This window comes from Caballeronia sp. ATUFL_F2_KS9A (assembly GCF_023630765.1).
Classification (GTDB): domain Bacteria; phylum Pseudomonadota; class Gammaproteobacteria; order Burkholderiales; family Burkholderiaceae; genus Caballeronia; species Caballeronia zhejiangensis.
Window position 1 is genome coordinate 79,898 of the sequence record NZ_JALQEK010000031.1, and the last position, 19,464, is coordinate 99,361.

18 protein-coding genes are annotated in these 19,464 nt (G+C 64.0%); 11 read left to right on the forward strand and 7 right to left on the reverse strand.

The window, feature by feature from the left end; all coding sequences use genetic code 11:
* The first annotated feature begins 16 nt into the window (after positions 1–16).
* The 7 genes from NCS67_RS19215 to NCS67_RS19245 all read left to right on the forward strand — a co-directional run bounded on the left by NCS67_RS19215 (position 17) and on the right by NCS67_RS19245 (position 6,052).
* A complete protein-coding gene (locus NCS67_RS19215; protein ID WP_008354357.1) occupies positions 17–946 on the forward strand; it encodes an NAD(P)-dependent methylenetetrahydromethanopterin dehydrogenase in 930 nt (309 codons plus the stop codon).
* On the forward strand, positions 943–2,118 hold the full coding sequence (locus tag NCS67_RS19220) for an ATP-grasp domain-containing protein (protein ID WP_250436146.1): 1,176 nt from the start codon (positions 943–945) through the stop codon (positions 2,116–2,118). Before NCS67_RS19215 ends, NCS67_RS19220 begins: the two co-directional genes overlap by 4 nt.
* A complete protein-coding gene (gene mch, locus NCS67_RS19225) occupies positions 2,115–3,113 on the forward strand; it encodes a methenyltetrahydromethanopterin cyclohydrolase (RefSeq protein ID WP_008354354.1) in 999 nt (332 codons plus the stop codon). The genes NCS67_RS19220 and mch overlap by 4 nt, the downstream gene beginning before the upstream one ends.
* Entirely contained in the window at positions 3,110–4,039 is a 930-nt protein-coding gene (locus NCS67_RS19230; RefSeq protein WP_175982839.1) for an ATP-grasp domain-containing protein, read from the forward strand. The genes mch and NCS67_RS19230 overlap by 4 nt, the downstream gene beginning before the upstream one ends.
* The gene (locus NCS67_RS19235) at positions 4,026–4,883 is read left to right on the forward strand and encodes a triphosphoribosyl-dephospho-CoA synthase (protein WP_250436147.1); all 858 of its coding nucleotides are present in this window, start codon (positions 4,026–4,028) and stop codon (positions 4,881–4,883) included. Before NCS67_RS19230 ends, NCS67_RS19235 begins: the two co-directional genes overlap by 14 nt.
* Positions 4,884–5,055: 172 nt before the next feature.
* Positions 5,056–5,565 carry a formaldehyde-activating enzyme gene (gene fae / locus NCS67_RS19240; RefSeq protein WP_008354351.1) on the forward strand — a complete coding sequence of 170 codons (510 nt, stop codon included), beginning with the start codon at positions 5,056–5,058 and terminating at the stop codon, positions 5,563–5,565.
* 85 nt (positions 5,566–5,650) lie between these two features.
* Complete coding sequence (locus NCS67_RS19245) at positions 5,651–6,052, forward strand: hypothetical protein (RefSeq protein WP_008354350.1); 402 nt, start codon at positions 5,651–5,653, stop codon at positions 6,050–6,052.
* 183 nt (positions 6,053–6,235) lie between these two features.
* Here the strand turns inward: NCS67_RS19245 and NCS67_RS19250 are convergent, their stop codons facing one another.
* Positions 6,236–6,727, reverse strand: a complete 492-nt coding sequence (locus NCS67_RS19250) for a dihydroneopterin aldolase (RefSeq protein WP_075583615.1) — start codon at positions 6,725–6,727, stop codon at positions 6,236–6,238.
* 327 nt (positions 6,728–7,054) lie between these two features.
* Between NCS67_RS19250 and NCS67_RS19255 the strand changes: the two genes are divergently transcribed.
* Genes NCS67_RS19255 through NCS67_RS19265 form a run of 3 tightly spaced genes read left to right on the forward strand, consistent with a single transcriptional unit; the run spans position 7,055 to position 11,087 of the window.
* On the forward strand, positions 7,055–9,112 hold the full coding sequence (locus NCS67_RS19255) for a sigma-54-dependent Fis family transcriptional regulator (RefSeq protein WP_250436148.1): 2,058 nt from the start codon (positions 7,055–7,057) through the stop codon (positions 9,110–9,112).
* Complete coding sequence (locus NCS67_RS19260) at positions 9,109–9,708, forward strand: flavoprotein (protein WP_250436149.1); 600 nt, start codon at positions 9,109–9,111, stop codon at positions 9,706–9,708. The genes NCS67_RS19255 and NCS67_RS19260 overlap by 4 nt, the downstream gene beginning before the upstream one ends.
* Positions 9,687–11,087, forward strand: coding sequence for a DUF6513 domain-containing protein (locus tag NCS67_RS19265; protein WP_250436150.1), 1,401 nt, complete (start codon positions 9,687–9,689; stop codon positions 11,085–11,087). Before NCS67_RS19260 ends, NCS67_RS19265 begins: the two co-directional genes overlap by 22 nt.
* Here the strand turns inward: NCS67_RS19265 and NCS67_RS19270 are convergent.
* Positions 11,084–11,632, reverse strand: a complete 549-nt coding sequence (locus NCS67_RS19270) for a thioredoxin family protein (RefSeq protein ID WP_175982836.1) — start codon at positions 11,630–11,632, stop codon at positions 11,084–11,086. The genes NCS67_RS19265 and NCS67_RS19270 overlap by 4 nt on opposite strands.
* Before the next feature lie 192 nt (positions 11,633–11,824).
* Between NCS67_RS19270 and NCS67_RS19275 the strand changes: the two genes are divergently transcribed.
* The gene (locus NCS67_RS19275; RefSeq protein WP_250436151.1) at positions 11,825–13,201 is read left to right on the forward strand and encodes a glycosyltransferase family protein; all 1,377 of its coding nucleotides are present in this window, start codon (positions 11,825–11,827) and stop codon (positions 13,199–13,201) included.
* Between the two features lie 164 nt (positions 13,202–13,365).
* Here the strand turns inward: NCS67_RS19275 and fba are convergent, their stop codons facing one another.
* Genes fba through cbbX form a run of 5 tightly spaced genes read right to left on the reverse strand, consistent with a single transcriptional unit; the run spans position 13,366 to position 19,463 of the window.
* On the reverse strand, positions 13,366–14,403 hold the full coding sequence (gene fba / locus NCS67_RS19280) for a class II fructose-bisphosphate aldolase (RefSeq protein ID WP_008354342.1): 1,038 nt from the start codon (positions 14,401–14,403) through the stop codon (positions 13,366–13,368).
* A gap of 28 nt (positions 14,404–14,431) precedes the next feature.
* Complete coding sequence (gene tkt, locus NCS67_RS19285) at positions 14,432–16,474, reverse strand: transketolase (protein WP_250436152.1); 2,043 nt, start codon at positions 16,472–16,474, stop codon at positions 14,432–14,434.
* Between the two features lie 35 nt (positions 16,475–16,509).
* Positions 16,510–17,382 (reverse strand): phosphoribulokinase, encoded by an 873-nt coding sequence (locus tag NCS67_RS19290; protein WP_008354340.1) that lies wholly within the window; start codon positions 17,380–17,382, stop codon positions 16,510–16,512.
* A gap of 49 nt (positions 17,383–17,431) precedes the next feature.
* The gene (locus tag NCS67_RS19295) at positions 17,432–18,526 is read right to left on the reverse strand and encodes a class 1 fructose-bisphosphatase (RefSeq protein ID WP_250436153.1); all 1,095 of its coding nucleotides are present in this window, start codon (positions 18,524–18,526) and stop codon (positions 17,432–17,434) included.
* Positions 18,527–18,542: 16 nt separating this feature from the next.
* Positions 18,543–19,463 carry a CbbX protein gene (gene cbbX / locus NCS67_RS19300; protein WP_250436154.1) on the reverse strand — a complete coding sequence of 307 codons (921 nt, stop codon included), beginning with the start codon at positions 19,461–19,463 and terminating at the stop codon, positions 18,543–18,545.
* Position 19,464: the final 1 nt, after the last annotated feature.

The window sequence follows — 19,464 nt, forward strand, 5'->3', positions numbered from 1 at the left end:
CAACGAGTCCATCGCCATGCCCGAAGCCACCGAAAGACCCTACGTCCTGCACATGTTCACCAGCACGCCGCAAATGAGTCCGTTCGATGTGAACATGGCCGCCGACGCGGGCTATCAGATCCTCGTGCCCTACTGCAATGTCGATGAAGACATCGTCGTGCAGCTCACGCAGGACGCGATCTTCTCGCGCGGGCCAAAAGGCGTGTCGCGCACGGGCATCTTCATCGGCGGACGCGACGTGATGCTCGCCGCCGACATGCTCGAAAAAGCCCGCAACGCGATGGTCCCGCCGTTCGAAGTCTCCGTCTTCGCCGATCCGAGCGGCGCGTACACGACCGCCGCCGCGCTCGTCGCGCTCGCGGAAAAGCATCTGCGCGCCGCGCATTCCGTCGATCTCGGCGGCAAGCGCGTGCTCATTCTCGGCGGCACCGGCGCGGTCGGACGCGTGGCCGCGGCGATGGCCGCATCGCTCGGCGCGGATGTCGTCGTCGCGAGCCATTCGAGCCAGTCGCGCGCGACGCAAGTAAGCGACGAAATCAATCGCCGCTTCGATATCGCGACTTCGGGCGTCGCGACCGGCTCGCCCGATCAGTTGCATCGCGAACTCGCGCGCGCCGAAGTCGTGTTCGCGACGGCGGTCGCGGGCGTACAGGTGATGACATCCGCCGATCTCGCCCACGCAAAAAACCTGCTGATCGCCGCCGATGTGAACGCCGTGCCGCCCGAAGGCATCGCCGGCGTCAACGTGATGGACGACGGCAAGCCGCTCGCGGGCGCCGCGCGCGCGGACGCGGTCGGCATCGGCGCGCTCGCGATCGGCAACGTCAAATATCAGGCGGAGCATCGGCTGTTTTTGCGCATGCGCACCGGCGGCAAGCCCGTTTATCTCGGCTTTCCCGAAGCATTCGACGAAGCCCGCGCGATCGTCGCGGGACAAAGCTCATGATCGCAGGCGAGCTATCCCGCGCACCGCGCATCGCCGTCGCGGGTTTGTCGGCGCGGCTTCTGGCGCAATCGGCGGCGCGCGCGGGACTGAACGTCGTCGCGCTCGATATCTTCGGCGATCGCGACACGCGCGAGCACGCGGGCATGTGGTTCGATATTGGCGGCAAGGGTCTGTCGATCGATCGCGCGCGTCTCTTCGATGCGCTCGAACACGCCGCGCGCCTGCCGCGCATGCTCGGTCTCATCGTGACGAGCGGACTGGAGCCGCTCGCGGGCGAACTGAGCCGCGCGCCGCACATGCCGCGCTTCATCGGCAACGGCGCGCAGGCGGCGGCGGTGCGCGATCCGCGCCGCTTCTTCGCGCTGCTCGACGAAGCGCACATCGCGCATCCGGAAGTGCGCTACACGCCGCCCGCCGATCGCAGCGGCTGGCTCGTCAAACGTTCGGACGGCTGCGGCGGCACCCATATCGAATGGGCCGATGATGTCGGGCGCGCGCCCGCCGGCGCGTATTTTCAGCGGCTCGCGCCGGGCCGTTCGATGTCCGCGCTTTTCGTCGCCGCGCATCGCGAGGCGGCGGTCATCGGCTTCGCGGAGCAACTGACGGTCGCGGCGGGACGTCTGCCCTTCGTGCACGCGGGCTCGCTCGGGCCGGTGCGATTGCCCGCGCGCATCGCGGCGCGCATCGTCGAAGCGATTGATCGAATCGTCTGGCAAACGGATCTGACGGGGCTGAACAGCATCGACTTTCTGCTCGACGGCGACACGTTCAGCGTGCTCGAAATCAACACGCGCCCGTCATCGACGATGGCGCTCTATGAAGCCGCCTGGCCCGACGCCTGGCCGCGCGGTTTGATCGGCGCGCATCTGGATGCGTGTCTGCACGGCGAGCTGCCGCACGCGCCGGATACCGCCGCTCGCACCCCGCCGCTCCATGCGGGGCAGCGCGTCGTGTTCGCGCACGAAGGCTTCACGGCGTCGCCCGCGTTCAGCGACGCATGTTTCGACGATCCAGCGTGTCACGACGTGCCGCTCGTCGGCGCGCGCATCGAAGCGGGCCAGCCGGTCTGCACGATGACCGCGTCCGCGCCCGCGTTCTCCGATCTGCGCGACGCGCTGGATCGCGAGCATGCGCGCCTTTTGCAACGCATCGAACTCTTATCGAGACCATGACTTCAACTTTCCAGGCGGATTCGGCGGTGAGCGTCAACGCATCGAGCGAGCGGCTCGTCGCGCGTCTCATCGACGATGCCGCGCGTCTTCACGTCGACGTCACGCGCACCGATGGCGGCACCGTCATCGTCGATGCGGGCGTGGACGCCAAAGGCAGCGCCGACGCGGGCATCCTGATCGCGCGCATCTGCATGGGCGGGCTCGGGCGGGTCGCGCGGCGCAGCGCGTTCGATGACGCACCGCTTTGGCCGAGCTTCATCGAAGTGCATACGAGCAACCCGGTGCTCGCGTGCCTCGCGAGTCAGTACGCGGGTTGGAGCCTTTCCGCGACCAAGGAGCAAACGGGCGGCAAGAAATTTTTCTCGCTCGGCTCGGGGCCGGCGCGCGCGCTCGCGTGCAAGGAACCGCTCTTCGACGAACTGGGCTATCGCGACCGTCACGATCGCGGTGCGCTCGTGATGGAAGTGGACCGGCTGCCGCCGCAAGTTGTCATCGACAAAGTGCTCAACGATTGCGGCCTCGCGCCGGACAAGCTCGTCATCGCCGTGACGCCGACACAGTCTGTTGCGGGCACGGTGCAGGTCGTCGCGCGTGTCGTGGAAGTCGCGCTGCACAAGACGCATGTGCTGGGCGTCGATCTCGCGGAGATCGTCGAAGGCAGCGGCAGCGCGCCGCTTCCGCCGCCCGCGCCCGACGGCATCCAGGCGATGGGCCGCACCAACGACGCGATCCTCTACGGCGGCCGCGTGCATCTGACGGTCAAAAGCGACGCGGTCGCGAAGCGGCTCGCCGCCGAATTGCCGTCGTCGAATGCGCGCGATTACGGGCGTCCGTTCGCGGAGATCTTCACGTCGTTCAACTACGACTTCTATCAGATCGATCCGGCGCTCTTCGCGCCCGCCGAAGCGTGGGTGTCGAGTCTCGAAAGCGGCGCGACGTATCACGGCGGCAAGGTCGACAAGCCTTTGCTCGACGCGCAATGGAGCGCGTCATGAGCTTGCGCGTCGCCATCATGACCGATGAGACAGGCTGGCACACCGGCCGCCTGAAGAAAGCATTCCGCGCGCGCGATGTCGAAGCGCGTTGCGTCGATCTCGCGGATTGCCGCATCGACACGACATGGAAGCCGCACGGTCTCGCGATTCCCGGCTTCGGCCACACGCTGCCCGACGCGGTGTTCGTGCGCGGCATCGCGGGCGGCACGTTCGAGCAGGTGACGTTGCGGCTCGGCATCCTGCATGCGCTGCGCGAGAGCGGCGTGCCCGTCTATAACGATGCGCGCGCGATCGAGCGCAGCGTCGACAAGTCGATGACGAGCTTTCTGCTCAACCGATACGGCGTGCCGACGCCCGCGACGTGGGCAAGCGAATCGCCGTCGCATGCGCAGCGCGTGCTGATGCGCGAGGCGGCGGCGGGCCGGCAAGTCGTGATGAAGCCGCTTTTCGGTTCGCAGGGCAAAGGGCTGAAGAAGCCCGGCGTGACGCTGCCGTCGCTGGAACCCTTCAGTCAGGTCGCGTATCTGCAGCGTTATGTCGATGCGGGTGCGCCTGGCTTCGACTGGCGCGTGCTCGTTATCGGCGGCAAGGCGGTCGCGGCGATGAAGCGCGTCGGCGGCGAAGACTGGATCCACAACTTCGCGCGTGGCGCGAAATGCGAGCCTGCCGAAATCACGCCCGCGCTCGCAGACATCTCCGTGCGCGCGACACAGGCGCTCGGTCTCGACTACGCGGGCGTCGATCTGATTCCGGCGGAAGGCGGACGGCCGGTCGTGCTCGAAGTGAACGGCGTCGCGGCGTGGCGCGGTTTGCAATCGGTGACGCCGCGCGATATCGCGGCGCTGCTCGTCGACGATTTTCTCGATCGCAAGCTGGCCGCATCGAAAGGCCCGCTTGCGCTCGCCAGCGGCGATGAGCGCGTCTGACGCCGCGCGCACCGCGTTTCTGCGCGCGTGCCGGCTCGATGTCGAGACCAGGAAGCCCGGCAACGTGAGCGTCGCGAGCGCGGGGCACAACATGACATCGGCGCAATTCATCGCGAGCGCGGGCACGGCGGCGGCGGGACTCTTCACGCCGCGCGCACGCGTGGGCGCGCGCATTCTCGACGCCGTGCGGCGGACTTTCGACGCGGTCGGCTGCAACACGAATCTGGGCATCGTGCTGCTCGCCGCGCCTTTGTGCGCCGCGCTCGAAAGTTTCGATGGCGACGCTCCGATCGATGCATCGCGCTGGCGCGCGGCGACCGAGCGCGTGCTCGCGGAACTGGACGTCGACGATGCGCGCCTCGCGTATCGCGCGATCGCGCTGGCGAATCCGGGCGGCCTCGGCGACGCGCCCGAGCAGCCCGTGCATGCGCCGCCGACCGTGACCTTGCGCGCGGCGATGTCGCTCGCGGCGGATCGCGACAGCATTGCGCGTCAGTATGAGAACGGTTTCGCCGATATCTTCGGCGCGGGCCTCGATGCGGTGGGCGCCGTGTCGTCGGCGACGGAGCATCGCGCGATGCTGGAAGCGTTCCTGACGTTTCTTTCCGGCTGGCCCGATTCGCACATTGTGCGCAAGCAGGGCGCGGCGATGGCGCAAAGTGTCACGCGCGATGCGGCGATGCATCGCGCGAACTGGCACGCGGCGGGTTGTCCCGCGGAGTCGCCCGCGCTCGATCGATGGGATGCCGAACTGAAGGCGCGCGGCATCAATCCCGGCACGAGCGCGGACCTCGCGGTGGCGGCGCTTTTCGTCGCGTTGACGACGTCATCGGCGAATGCATGAAGTCTGCCCGCGCGGACCGGAAATTGGCACGGAACATGTTAGGAAGTTCGCGGTTGAGCGGTCGCATCGGCAATCCGGTGGGACCGCGAGCCTTGCGCGGCTAAAGAGGTGCCCGTCGCGAGTCGAGAGCAAGTCGCTAGTCCCTAGAACCACACATCACTGGAGGAACAGCATGGCCAAGATCAACCGCGTCCTGGTAGGAGAGTCGCTCGTCGGCGATGGCAACGAGGTGGCACACATCGACTTGATCATCGGACCGCGAGGTTCCGCTGCCGAGACCGCGTTCTGCAACGCGCTCACGAACAACAAGGACGGCTTCACGTCGCTGCTCGCCGTGGTTGCGCCGAATCTGCTGACCAAGCCGAACACGATTCTCTTCAACAAGGTGACGATCAAGGGCGCGAAGCAGGCCGTGCAGATGTTCGGCCCGGCGCAGCGCGCGGTGGCGATGGCTGTCGCCGACAGCGTGGAAGGCGGCGTCATTCCCGCCGACGAAGCCGACGACCTGTTCATTTGCGTCGGCGTGTTCATTCACTGGGAAGCGGACAACGACCAGAAGATTCACGACTTCAACTATCAGGCGACGAAGGAAGCGATTGCGCGCGCGGTGGCGGGCGAGCCATCGGCCCAGGATGTAGTATCGAAGAAGGGAACGATGTCGCATCCGTTCTCGCCGAGCTGATTTGTTGTTTGGGGCCGGTGCGTGTGGGACTTTTGCGTGCCGGCTGTTTTGGCGTTGTTCGTTTCATAACCACGAGGCTCTTCGCATGACCCCACGTTGCTGCGCGTTGTCGGTGCTTCTTTGCCTCTCGCTGATCTCGCCGCTTTCGTTCGCCGCGACAGGCGCGGGTGGCGGGCCGCCGCCGGCGAAGACGCACGATTATCCGACCGAAGGGCGCGTGGAATACGTGCTCGGATGCATGGACGATAACGGGCACGATTTCGCCAACGTGTACAAGTGCTCGTGTGCGATCGACAAGATCGCCAAGGTGCTTACTTATGACGATTACGTCGAGCAATCTACGTTTTCCAAGTACGCTACGTTGGGTGGGGAAGGTGGGGCAGAGTTTCGCGTGGATCGCGCGAAGGCTCAAACCAAAAAGTATCGGGAATTGCAGAGGGATGCTTATAAGGCTTGTGGGATTCAGCAGAAGGCTGCTGCCAAGTGAAGTTCTTTTTGCTTGCGGTTTTCTCTCGCGCTCTTGATTTCGCCGGATCCCGTGATCGTGTCGTTCTATTAGCACTGCCCCTGTGCGGGGCGGCACAGGGGCAACGCTAACAGACCGACGCGAAACCGGGATCCGGCGAAAACCAAAGCCAAAAACCAAAAGCGAAAAAAAACCAAAAACCCATCACCCCGGCACATACCCCCGCCCGATCCAAGCAAGGCTAACAGAACCGCCGCCCCGCACATCGACGCTACGTCGTCGCTCAATCACAACACCCACAGCATCGACATCATCGAACTTGGCTGGCTTGGCCAGCGTAACCCTTACCCAATGCGCACCGAAATCCGCGATAAGCATCTGCGCGATGCGCTCCGCCAGCGCCTCCAGCAACTGCAATCCATGCGACGCAAGCAGCCCGTGAACCGCCTCCCGCACTGCCGCATAGTTGACCGTGTCCTCGATCCGATCCGTCACGCAGGCGCGCAACGACGGCACTCCGATCGCGAGGCTCATCCGCACCGGCTGCGGATCATGCAGCTCGCTCTTGTCGATGCCGATAACCGTCTGCCCCGTCAGTCCCTCGATATAAACGATGTCCATTGCAGCATGCGATAGGGACGCATCAGGTTGCGGCGCAACATACGCAGCTTCGCGGATCGGTTCGAATCGGCCCATATGTTCATCACCGCGCGAATGCGGCCCTTTATAGAAAAGAGACCCGGCGCCAATCGCCGAATCCATCCGCGAATGGCAAGCAAAAAGCGGGCGCGTTCGCATCACTCTATGCGACTACTTATTGAACCTACGCGCCTAAGGATGTACAGTTTTTGAGAACCGGTCGTTCGGGTCCGCAGACAGCACCTGAAATCTCCCGATCATCCGGCCACGAGGCGCGCCTTCAGGCACGATTGGCCGCAGCGCCAGCGTAAAACACAACAGATTCGGCGTCGAACGGCCGCGCGAAACGCGCACCGGAATGCGGCGCAACGGAGACTTGCCCCCATGTCGTCACTTGCTGACGTAGACACGCATGTCCGGGAAGTGCTGAACATCGTCAATAATCCGCTGGCCGCGCGCCGCGCCAGCGATTCGGTCGCGCAATCGTGGCTGCGATGCCTCACGGAATTCAGGCTCGATCCAGGCCGCTTCGTCATGCCGCCCGTGCTCGCGCAGCACGAACTCAACGAGCGTCGCGAAGCCGCGAGCGATCTCATCGCGTGCTCGAAGCTCGAAATGACGACGCTCTATCAGCAACTCGCCGATCCTGAACTCGCCGTCGTGCTCGTCGATGCCGATGGCGTCATCGTGCATCAGGTGTCGTCGGTGCCGTTCGGCGAAGCCGTCGCCGCCGACGGCCTGCGCGTCGGCGCGATGTGGAGCGAGCGCGAAGCCGGTACCAACGGCATGGGCACGTGCCTCATCGAGCGCGACTGCATCGCCGTTTGTCAGCACGAGCATTTCTATCCACGCTATACATCGCTCACGTGCTCCGCCGCGCCGATCTTCGATGAACGCGGCACCGTCGTCGGCGTGCTCGATGTCACGAGCCGCTCGAAGCTGTTGCAGCAGCATTCGCTCGTGCTCGTCGGCATGTCGCGGCAGATGATCGAAAATCGTCTGATCGATGCGCGCTACCGGCACGCGAACATGATCCACTTTCATAGCCGGCCCGAGTTCGTCGGCACTCTGCATGCGGGCAAGCTCGCCGTCAGCGACGATGGCGTCGTGCTCGCCGCAAGCCGCAGCGCCCTCTTCCAGCTCGATCTGCGCTCGCCCGCCGAGCTGTGCGGCAAGCGCATCGAGGAAGCGTTCAATGCGTCGCTCGAAGACATGATCGCGCGCAGCATTCGCGGCTCGTTCCATCCGGTGACGGTCTACAGCGCGAAGGCGAACAGCCGCTTCTTCCTCACTGCGCAGACGTCGCGCGAAGGCGCGAAGGGCGCAACGCGCATCCTGATGAACGATCCGGCATCGCGCGATCTGTCCGCGCCCGGCGCGCGCGCCAAAGCGTCGAAGAAGGACGCGCGCGAGCCGGCATCGGCGGGCCGCCTCGACAAGCTCGCGCATCTGGAGTTCGGCGATCCGCGCATGGCCTCGCAGATTCAACTCGCGGCGCGCGTGATCCAGCGGAAGATCCCGATCATCCTGCGCGGCCAGACAGGCACCGGCAAGGAAGTCTTCGCCAATGCGCTGCACAGCATCAGCCCCAACGGAACCGGTGCGTTCGTCGCGGTGAATTGCGCATCGCTGCCGGAGAATCTGATCGAAAGCGAACTGTTCGGATATCGCGCCGGTGCGTTCACCGGCGCGCAGCGTGAAGGCCGTCGCGGCAAGATCGTGCAGGCGAACGGCGGCACCCTTTTCCTCGATGAAATCGGCGACATGCCGCTCGCCTTGCAAGCGCGTCTTCTGCGCGTGCTCGAAGAACACGAGGTCACGCCGCTCGGCGCGGAAACGACGGTGAAGGTGGACTTTCAGCTCATCAGCGCGAGCCACCGCAATCTCGTCGAGCTCGTGCAAACCGGCATGTTCCGCGAGGACCTGTATTACCGGCTGAACGGTATCGAGATCAATCTGCCGCCGCTGCGCGAACGCGCCGATGCGCTCGCGCTCATCGGCCATATTCTCGAGACCGAAGCCGAAGAACCGCCCGCGCTTTCCGCCGAAGCGAAGCAGGCGCTCTTGAACTATCCGTGGCCGGGCAATATCCGCCAGTTGCGGCATGTGCTGCAGATGGCGATCGCACTCTGCGACGGCCCCGAGATTCGCTGCGCGCATCTGCCGCCAGAGATCGCGAACGGCGTCGCGCCGGTCACGCAAACCGCCGCACGCACGCCGATAACCGCAGCGCCGCATCTCGCCGACGATGCCGATACGTCGTCGCTCAACGCGATCCAGGTCAAGGAGCGCGAGACCGTGCTTCAGTTGCTCGACGAGCATCGCTGGAACGTGAGCAATGTCGCGAAGGTGCTCGGCATCAGCCGCAATACGCTGTATCGCAAGATGCATCGTCTGCATATCCGGCTGTCGCACGATACGCCGGGCGCATCCGACGCATGACGCAACCCACGCCCGCCCGCCGGCTCGACGAGTTCAAGCCCGACGCGCGCTTTGCGTGGTGCGTGACGGGCTCGGGCCATATGCTCGAAGAATCGATCGCGCTCGCACGGCAGCTTCCGGGCGTCGATCTGTTTCTCTCGTCTGCCGGCGAGGAAGTGCTGCCGCTCTACGGCTGGACTGTCGCGAAACTGCGCGAGCACTTCAAGGTGTTGCGCGACAACAGCGCGAGCAGCGTGCCCGTCGGCATGATCTATAGCGGCGAATATCACACGGTCGTGATCGCGCCCGCGACGAGCAACACCGTCGCCAAATGCGCGTTCGGCATCTCCGACACCCTGCCCACCAATCTCTATGCGCAAGCCGGCAAGCAATGCGTGCCGGGCATCGTGTTCGCATGCGATACCGCGCCCTCCGTCATCACGCACGCCCCGCACGAATGGGTCGAAGTGAGGCCGCGCGCGATCGAGTTCGAGAACGTCGAGCGGCTCGCGCGCTTCGCGCATACCACCGTGGCCCGCTCGCTCGACGATCTCAAAGCCGCGCTCGATCAACGCCTGGCGGACCTGAAGCTCGCATGGAACACATCGTCTTCCTGACGGGACGGCTCGCGGAGCCGAGCCTTCGGCAAGTGCTCGAAAGCATCGCGCCTGCGGCCGCAGGATCGCCGTTCACATGGGAAGTGCGCGAGATCGGCCTTCAGGTCGCGGGCCTGATGACCGCCGACATGATCCGCCGGCGCGTCGCGACGCCCTTGAGCGAAGGCACGACTCGCATGATCGTGCCCGGCCGATGCCGCGGCGATCTCGACGCCCTCACCGCGCATTACGGCGTGAAGGTCGAGCGCGGTCCCGAAGAGGTGAAGGACTTGCCGCAATTCTTCGGACGCGAGGCGCGGCATGTCGATCTGTCGCGCTACGAGACGGAGATATTCGCGGAGATCGTCGATGCGCCGCGTCTCGATCTCGACGGCATCGCGGCGCGCGCGCGCGAATACAAGCGGCAAGGCGCGGATGTAATCGATATCGGCTGTCTGCCGGAAACGCCGTTTGCTCATCTCGAGGACGCGGTCGCGATGCTTAAAGAGCAAGGCTATCGCGTGAGCGTCGATTCGATGCGTGAAGAGGAACTCGTGCGCGGCGGGCGCGCGGGCGCGGACTATGTGATGAGCCTCAACGTCGATACGCTATGGATAACTGATGAAATTGCTTCGACGCCGATACTCGTGCCGCGCGAGCCCGCGGACGTCGCATCGCTCGATGCCGCAATCGACGCGATGACGAGGCGCGGCCGCGCCTTTCTCGCCGATCCGATTCTCGATCCGATTCCGTTCGGGCTCGCGGCGTCCATCGCGCGTTACGTGTCGTTGCGCGAGCGTCATCCCGAAGTGCCGATCATGATGGGCGTCGGCAATGTGACCGAGCTGACCGAGGCCGACACGAGCGGCATCAACGCAGTGTTGTTCGGCATGGCGGCGGAATTGCGCATCGCCGCCGTGCTGACGACGTCGGTCAGCCTGCACGCGCGCCGCGCCGTTCGCGAAGCCGATGTCGCGCGTCGCGTGATGCACGCCGCGCGCGAAACGCAGACGCTGCCCAAAGGCATATCCGCCGATCTGTCCGCGCTGCACGCAAAGCGGCCGTTTCCGTACGATGCCGAAGAGATCGCCGCATTCGCCGCCGCCGTGCGCGATCCGAATTTTCGCGTGCAAGTATCGGCGGACGGCATACATGTCTATAACCGCGACGGGCATCACGTCGCCGTCGATCCGTTCGCGCTCTATCCCGCGCTGAAGATCGAAAACGATGGCGGGCACGCGTTCTACCTCGGCGTGCAGCTCGCGCGCGCGGAAATCGCGTGGCAGCTGGGCAAGCGCTTCGATCAGGATGAGCAACTCGATTGGGGATGCGAAGTCGATCGGCCCGATGAAGACCTGATGGCGTGGCATGCGCCCGGCAGCACAAAAAAGACAAGCTAAGGCTTCCATTTGATCGAGCAGCCGAGCGCGGGATATTGCGCTTCGGGCGCTTCGCCGTTTATCGCTACTGCGCGCATCGCTTCGAAGAGATCGCGGCGCGCATCGGGCAAAGCCTGCTTGCGCGACGCATCGATTCGGCCGCGATATTTCAGGCGCAATTCGCGGTCGAAGCCGAAGCACTCCGGCGTGCAGACCGCGCCATACGCGCGCGCGATTTCCTGCGTTTCGTCGTGCAGATACGGAAACGGCAGGTTCCATTCTTCGGCGACCGCGATCATGCGATCGAAGGCGTCGTCGGTGTAGACGGCCGCATCGTTCGAATTGATGCCTGCCACGTTGACGCCGATTTCATGCAACGCGCGCGCATCGCGGATCAGGTTCGGCATCGCGGCCTTCACGTAGGGACAGTGATTGCACATGAAGACGATCACGAGGCCGTTCTCACCCTTCAGAGAATGAGGTGTGTGCATGCTGCCGTCGGTCGCGGGGAGCACGAAACCGGATGCGATCGCGCCGAGTTCGGCAGTCGGTGATTCGGTAGGCATGATGACATCGCTCCAAAAAGGTTGCTCGAACTATTCAATGGTTGACTGCAAATAGCCTAAAATGCGGTTCCGCTAACAACACAAACTACAGCGTAATCCTTAGTTTTTTGTACTTCGCATCCGCCCTTAAACATTTCTCCACGCCTTTAAGCCTTCGCGCAGCTCTCCTTTCAACGGAGCGGCGCCGCCATCATGCAAGTCATCAGTCTTTTTCTTCACCCCTCCCGCGCAGCGCTCGACAATCATCGACACTATGCCGCCTTGCATGGGTATCGCCATATCGTCATCGACGCGGCAGACATCTATCGGAACGCGCCGGCGCAATGGCTCTTCAAGTACGAGTCGCTGCTCTCCGAAATGCACCGCGCCGAAGAGGGCGAGATCGTTTTGTTGCTGAGCGAGAACGCTGCGATCGTCGAGCCGGTGCCGCTCGACTTCGTGCTCGGCGAACGCGACTGGCTGCTCACCCGTATCAAGGACGTGCGGCCTCAACCCGATGTTCAAATCTGGCGCAACACGGCTCGGGTGCGCGCCGAGCTGCTGAAAGTCGTGAATCGCTGCCGGTTCGGATCGCCTATACCGCCAATCGAAACCGACCTGCTCGATGCCTTCGATGCATGCACGTTTCCTCGCGTTTGCGGTAACGCGCGGAATCCGATCTACGCGGTGCTCGCCGCCAGTGGCCCCCTCATGCCCGTATGGCCGCGGTTTCGCGTATTCGCGCTCGCTATCGCCGAAGAGCACGCCGATCTCTCGCGAACATGCGTGCATCCCCGGCTGCGGGAAGCGCTCATCGAGCATCTCAATGCACATCGCAACAACCATGCGCGTGCGTTCGAGGACGGCGCATCCGATGAAAGCACGATGACGGCCATGAGCACCTGCAATCCCGGACGGCCCGTGTCGATCACGACCGTCTACACGCCAGAGGCAGCGATCTACGGACGCATCGCAGAAGCGAACCTGCGTGAGTATTGCGAACGTCATGGCTATACCTTGTACGTGCATCGCGAGGTTCCGCGCCGCATCGCCGAACGCCTGCCGATGCGCGGCAATTGGGTCAAGCCTTTCCTGCTGCGCGAAAACCTCCCGCATCACGAATGGGCTTTCTGGCTCGACGCCGACACGCTCGTCAACGATCTCGACCGGCCACTCGAGTCTTTCTGCAGCAGCCGCGATCTCGTTCTTGCGCGCGATGTCGGCACCTGGATTTTCAATTCAGGCGTGATGGGCTTTCGCCGCACGCCTGCGAATGCCGCGCTACTCGATCGGGTCATCGCAAGCGTCGAGAACGTCGATGACAAGCAAAGTCTCGTATCGGGCGGCGGGGATCAATGGCATTTCAATTGCGCGGTCTCGGAGCAGGCATCGTTGGGCAGCGAAGACATATGCAGCCTCGTTGACATCAACACGCCGTGGGGCTTTCGTGTGCCGTCGAGCTTTCTCGTTCACTATCACGGCATGTCGCCGCAGATGCGGGCGCTGCTCATGTCGTACGATCTTCGATTGCGCAGGGCCGAGATGGAACATGCGGGGATGGCTGTCGGTGATTCGGTAGGCATGAAATAGGTCCCAATTGTTTCGATTGGCGGTTTGGCATATTGGTGGGGCGATTGCACTCGGATAGCATCGAAGTTCTCCTTAACTATCCGAGGACATGAGTATATTTTCAGTGTCGAAGAAGCGCAGAAGGATCTGCCTGAAGCCGCCCGTCTCACCGAGCGGCGCTCCTCTCAGTGATACCGCTTCGCCATCGCCTCGAGTCCCATCGGCCTGATGCGATCCGCGTGTCCCGCGCAGCCGAACGCCTCGAACCGCTCGACGCATAAATCCCGCGCCGCCGCCGTCGCCGCCTTCAACGCATGCCTCGGATCGAACTCCGACTTCGCCGACGCCATCGCGCGCCGCATCGCGCCGGTCATCGCGAGCCGGATATCCGTATCGATGTTCACCTTGCGCACGCCGTTCGCGATGCCGCGCCGAATTTCATCGACGGGCACGCCGAACGTCGCCGGAATCTCACCGCCATGCTCGCGGATGATCGCGAGCCATTCCTGCGGCACTGACGACGAACCGTGCATCACGAGATGCGTATCCGGAATGCGCGCGTGAATCTCGGCGATGCGATCGATCGCGAGAATATCGCCGGTTGGCTGGCGGCTGAACTTGTAAGCGCCGTGCGACGTGCCGATGGCGATCGCGAGCGCATCGATGCCCGTCGCCTCGACGAACGCGCGCGCTTCGTCGGGATCGGTCAGCAGGCGATCGTGACTCAGCGCGCCTTGTGCGCCGACGCCGTCCTCGTCGCCGGCGCGCCCCGTCTCCAGCGATCCGAGACAACCCAGCTCGCCCTCCACCGACACGCCCACCGAATGCGCCGCCTCGACGACGCGCCGGCTCACGTCCACGTTGTAGTCGTATTCCGCGGGCGTTTTCTGATCGGGCATGAGCGAGCCGTCCATCATCACGGAGGTGAAGCCCGAACGAATCGCCTGCTGGCAAACCGACGGGCTCGCGCCGTGATCCTGATGCAGCACCACCGGAATATCCGGATGCGCCTCGACCGCCGCCAACACCAGATGCCGCAGATACGGCTCGCCCGCATACTTGCGCGCGCCCGCCGACGCCTGCAGGATGACCGGGCTTCTCGTCGCCTCGGCCGCCTGCATGATCGCGTGGACCTGCTCCATGTTGTTGACGTTGAACGCGGGCACGCCGTAACCGTGCTCCGCCGCGTGATCCAGCAACTGCCTCAATGCGATGAAAGCCATCGTGATGTCTCCATGCAAAACGCGAAAATCATGCGGCCACGCGGCGCGCTTCGTCGACGAGCGCATCGGTCGTCACGCCGAAGTGCGCGAACAGTTCGCTGGCGGGCGCCGATTCACCGAAGCGATCGATGCCGATCACGCCGCCATTCAGCCCGACGTACTGCCGCCAGAACGCCGTGACGCCCGCTTCGATCGCGACACGCGGCACGCCTTCGGGCAGCACGCGTTCGCGCCACGCGTTGCACTGGCGATCGAACACGGTCGTCGAAGGCATCGACACGACGCGCGCGAGAATGCCCTCTTTCTTCAGCGGCTCGACGGCGGCGAGCGCAAGCGCGACTTCCGAGCCGGTCGCGATCAACACGACGCGGCGCGCATCGCGCTCGCAAGTCGAAGGCCAGTCGGCGAGCACGTAGCCGCCGCGCTCGATGCCGTCGATCTGCGCTTCGTCGCGCGGCACGAACGGCAAATTCTGCCGCGACAACAGCAGACACGAAGGCCGGTCGCGCTCGATCGCGCCGATCCACGCCTGCATCGTCTCGACCGTATCGCACGGACGCCACACGTCGAGGCCCGGAATCATGCGCAGCGTCGCGGCGTGTTCGATCGGCTGATGCGTCGGGCCATCCTCGCCGAGTCCGATGGAATCGTGCGTGAAAACGAACACCGTTCGCGTCTTCATCAGCGCGGCCATGCGCAGCGCATTGCGCGAATAGTCGGAGAACGTCAGAAACGTGCCGCCGAACGGCAGATACCCGCGATGCAGCGCAACGCCGTTCAGCACCGCGCTCATGCCGAACTCGCGCACGCCGAAGTGGATGTAGTTGCCCTTCTCCGGCGCGGCGCTTACATCGACCGCGTCCTTCCAGCGCGTGAGATTCGAGCCGGTCAGGTCGGCCGAACCGCCGAGCAGTTCGGGCAACGCGCGCGCCAGTCCTTCGATCGCGAGTTGCGACGCCTTGCGGGTCGCGATGCTCTGTCGCGCGCGATCCGCATCGCGCACGAGCGTATGCGCCGTGTCGCGCCAGTTCGCGGGCAACGCGCCGCGCACGCGCCGCTCGAATTCGGCGGCCTCGCCCGGAAACACGCGGCGATACGCACCGAAGCGACGATTCCAGTCGTCCTGTGCCGCCGCGCCCGCCTCGCGCGCGTCCCACAGCGCGCGTATCGGCGATGGGATCTCGAACGGCGGATGCATCCAGCCAAGCGCGTGCCGCGTCGCTTCCACTTCGTCGGCGGGAAGCGGCGCGCCGTGCACATCGTGCGTGCCGGCCATCTTCGGCGCGCCGAGGCCGATCACCGTCTTGCAGCAGATCAGCGTCGGCCGGTCCGACTCGCGCGCGAGCTGCAACGCATGCGATACGTCGTCGACATCGTGGCCGTCCACCGCGCGCACGACATGCCAGCCGTACGATTCGAAGCGCCTCGGCGTATCGTCGGTGAACCAGCCGTCGACGTGGCCATCGATGGAAATGCCGTTGTCGTCGTAAAGCACGGTGAGCTTGTTCAGCCGCAACGTGCCCGCAAGCGACGCCGCTTCGTGCGACACGCCTTCCATCAGACAGCCGTCGCCCGCGAAAACATACGTGCGATGGTCGACGATCTCATGCCCCGGCCGATTGAACTCGCGCGCGAGCAAGGCTTCGGCAAGCGCCATGCCGACTGCGTTCGTCAGCCCTTGCCCGAGCGGTCCGGTCGTCGTTTCGACGCCGGGCGTCACGCCGAATTCCGGATGTCCGGGCGTCTTGCTGCCCATCTGCCGGAAGCGCTTGATCTCGTCGATGGACAAGTCATAGCCGCTCAGATGCAGCAACGCATAGAGCAGCATCGAGCCGTGCCCGTTCGACAGCACGAAGCGGTCGCGATCGGGCCAGTCGGGATGGGCGGGATTATGTTTCAGATGACTTCCCCATAACGCGACCGCGATCTCCGCCATGCCCATCGGCATGCCAGGATGACCGGATTTGGCCTGGCTCACGGCATCGACGGCTAGCATGCGCAACGCGTTCGCCATCTGCCGCGTGTCGGGTGAGCGATGAAGTCGGGGCAATGCTTCAGCGACGGCATTCATGTGATGCCTCCTTGGATGCGATGATGAGAAACCTTTCATGCGCGCGCGCGCCGGTCGCGTAGCTGCAGGATCATCGGCGTGAAGATGAGCTGCATCGCGAGACCCATCTTGCCGCCGGGCACGACGATCACATTCGGCCGCGACATGAACGAGTCGTGCAGCATCGTCAACAGATACGGAAAGTCGATGCCCTTCGGCTTCGCGAAGCGAATCACGACGAAGCTCTCGTCGGGCTGCGGAATCTCGCGCGACGTGAACGGGTTCGACGTATCCACGGTCGGCACGCGCTGGAAATTCACATGCGTGCGCGAGAATTGCGGGCAGATGTAGTTCACGTAATCGGGCATGCGGCGCAGGATCGTATCGACGACGGCTTCATGCGAGTAACCGCGCATCGTCTGATCGCGATGCAGCTTCTGAATCCATTCGAGATTGATGATCGGCACCACGCCGACGAGCAAGTCCGCATGACGCGCGATATCGACCTTGTCGGTGACGGCTGCGCCATGCAGGCCTTCGTAGAACATCATGTCCGTGCCGGGCGTGACGTCTTCCCATGGCGTGAAGGTGCCCGCTTCCTGCTTGTAATGCACGGCTTCGCCTTCATCGTGCACGTAGTGGCGAAACTTGCCGCCGCCGGTTTCGCCGTAGGTATCGAACAGCGTTTCGAGTTCATGCAGCAGATTCGCTTCCGGCCCGAAGTGGCTGAAGTTGACGAGACCGTCGCGTTCGCTCTGCTTCATCGCTTCGCGCATGCCGAGGCGATCGTATCGATGGAACGCATCGCCTTCGACGATCTGCGCGTTGATTTTTTCGCGCCTGAAGATATGCGTGAAGCTCTTCATGACGGTGGTGGTGCCGGCGCCGCTCGAACCGGTCACTGCAACGATCGGATGTTTGACTGACATGCGCTTGTCTCCCTGAATGTAATCGATGAGCGCCGTTTCAGATGCGGGATCAGGCTTCCGTTTCCGGCAGGAACAGCGAGCGCTCCTTGAACAAGGGCGACGTGAACGGCTTGTCCTCGCCGCGATCGTATTCGCCGTGATAGCGCTGAATGCGGTCGACTTCGTTGCGTGAGCCGAGTATCACGGGCACGCGTTGATGCAGCGCTTTCGGCTCGACATCGAGAATGCGTTCGCGCCCGGTGATCGACAGCCCGCCCGCCTGCTCGACGAGAAAGCTCATCGGGCTGGCTTCATACAGGAGACGCAGGCGGCCTTCCATCGCTGGCGTCTTGAAGTCGCGCGGATACATGAACACGCCGCCGCGCATGAGGATGCGATGCACTTCCGCGACCATCGATGCGATCCAGCGCATGTTGAAGTCCTGCGCGCGGCATCCGGTGCGGCCGTCCTTGCATTCCTGCACGTAGCGGCGCACGGGGGGTTCCCAGAAGCGCTCGTTCGATGCGTTGATCGCGAACTCGCACGAATCCTCGGGAATGCGAATATCGGAGTGCGTGAGCACGAAGTTGCCGACATCGCGTTCGAGCGTGAAGCCGTGCGTGCCATTGCCGACGGAGAGCACGAACATCGTCGACGGGCCGTAGATCGCATAGCCTGCCGCAACCTGCTCGCGGCCCGGACGCAGAAACGCTGCGTCGTTGGGCGCGTCGCTTTCGTCGCTCGCGCGCCTCAACACCGAGAAGATCGATCCGACTACGCCGTTGATATCGATGTTGGACGAGCCATCGAGCGGATCGAACGCGAGCAGATACTCGCCACGCGGATACGGCTCGGGAATCGCGTAGACGTCGTCCATTTCTTCCGAGACCATGCCCGCGAGCAGACCGTCCCATTCGCAATGCTGCAGGAAGATATCGTTGGTCACGAGGTCGAGCTTCTTTTGTTCCTCGCCATGCGTGTTGATCGATTGTGCCGAGCCGTGCTGTCCGCTCAACGCGCCGCGCGTCAATGCGGCCGCGATCGTCTTGATCGATGCGGCCACGTCGATCAACAGCGCGGAGAGTCCGCTCGCCGCCTCGGGTCCGGGCTTGCGGTCGAGCGTGTCGATCAGGAACTTCGATAAGGTCGTGCGTCCATCCTGCATCGCGTTCTCCTTCGAGTTATGAATCGGTGAACACGCGGCTCGCGCGGATATCGCTGGCGTCGAGTTGCATCAGCGCGTTGGCATCGGCGACACCGTTGCCGCTTTCGGCCGCGGCGAACAGCCGGTTCGCCTGACGCAGTCGCGCGCGATCCAGCGCATTGCGCACCGAACGCGCGTTGGCGAAGTTCGGCTGTCTGATGCGATGCGCGAGATAGTCTTCGAAGGCGCATCGCGCGGCGTCGTCGAAGCGGTAGTGCATGTCGCGCAGCATGTGTTCGGCGATTTGCAGAAGCTCGCCGGGCGCGTAGTCCGGAAATACGAGGTGATGCGCGATGCGCGAACGAAAGCCCGGGTTGCTATGAAAGAACGTCTCCATGCGCGACTCGTATCCCGCGAGGATCACGACGAGGTCGTCGCGCTGGTTCTCCATCGTTTGCAGCAGGATTTCAATGGCTTCCTGTCCGTAGTCGCGTTCGTTTTCCGGGCGATACAGGTAATAGGCCTCGTCGATGAAGAGCACGCCGCCCATCGCACGCTTGAGCACTTCGCGCGTTTTGGGCGCGGTATGGCCGATGTACTGGCCGACGAGATCGTCGCGTGTCACCGAGACGAGATGATTGCGGCGGATATAGCCCAGGCGATGCAGCACTTGCGCCATGCGCAGCGCAACCGTGGTCTTGCCGGTTCCGGGATTGCCCGAGAAGCACATGTGCAGCGTGGGCGCACCCGATGCGATACCGAGTGTCTCGCGGGCGCGCTCCACGAGCAGATGGGCGGCGATCTCGCGGATGCGCGTCTTGACCGGCGCGAGGCCGATGAGATCGCGGTCCAGTTCCGCCAGTACTTCGCCGATGCGCGATTCGCGATAGAGCGCCATCAGGTCGGCGTGCATCGCTTTCGCTTGCGGCGCTTCTTCGAGCGTGGCTTCGGCGTTCATG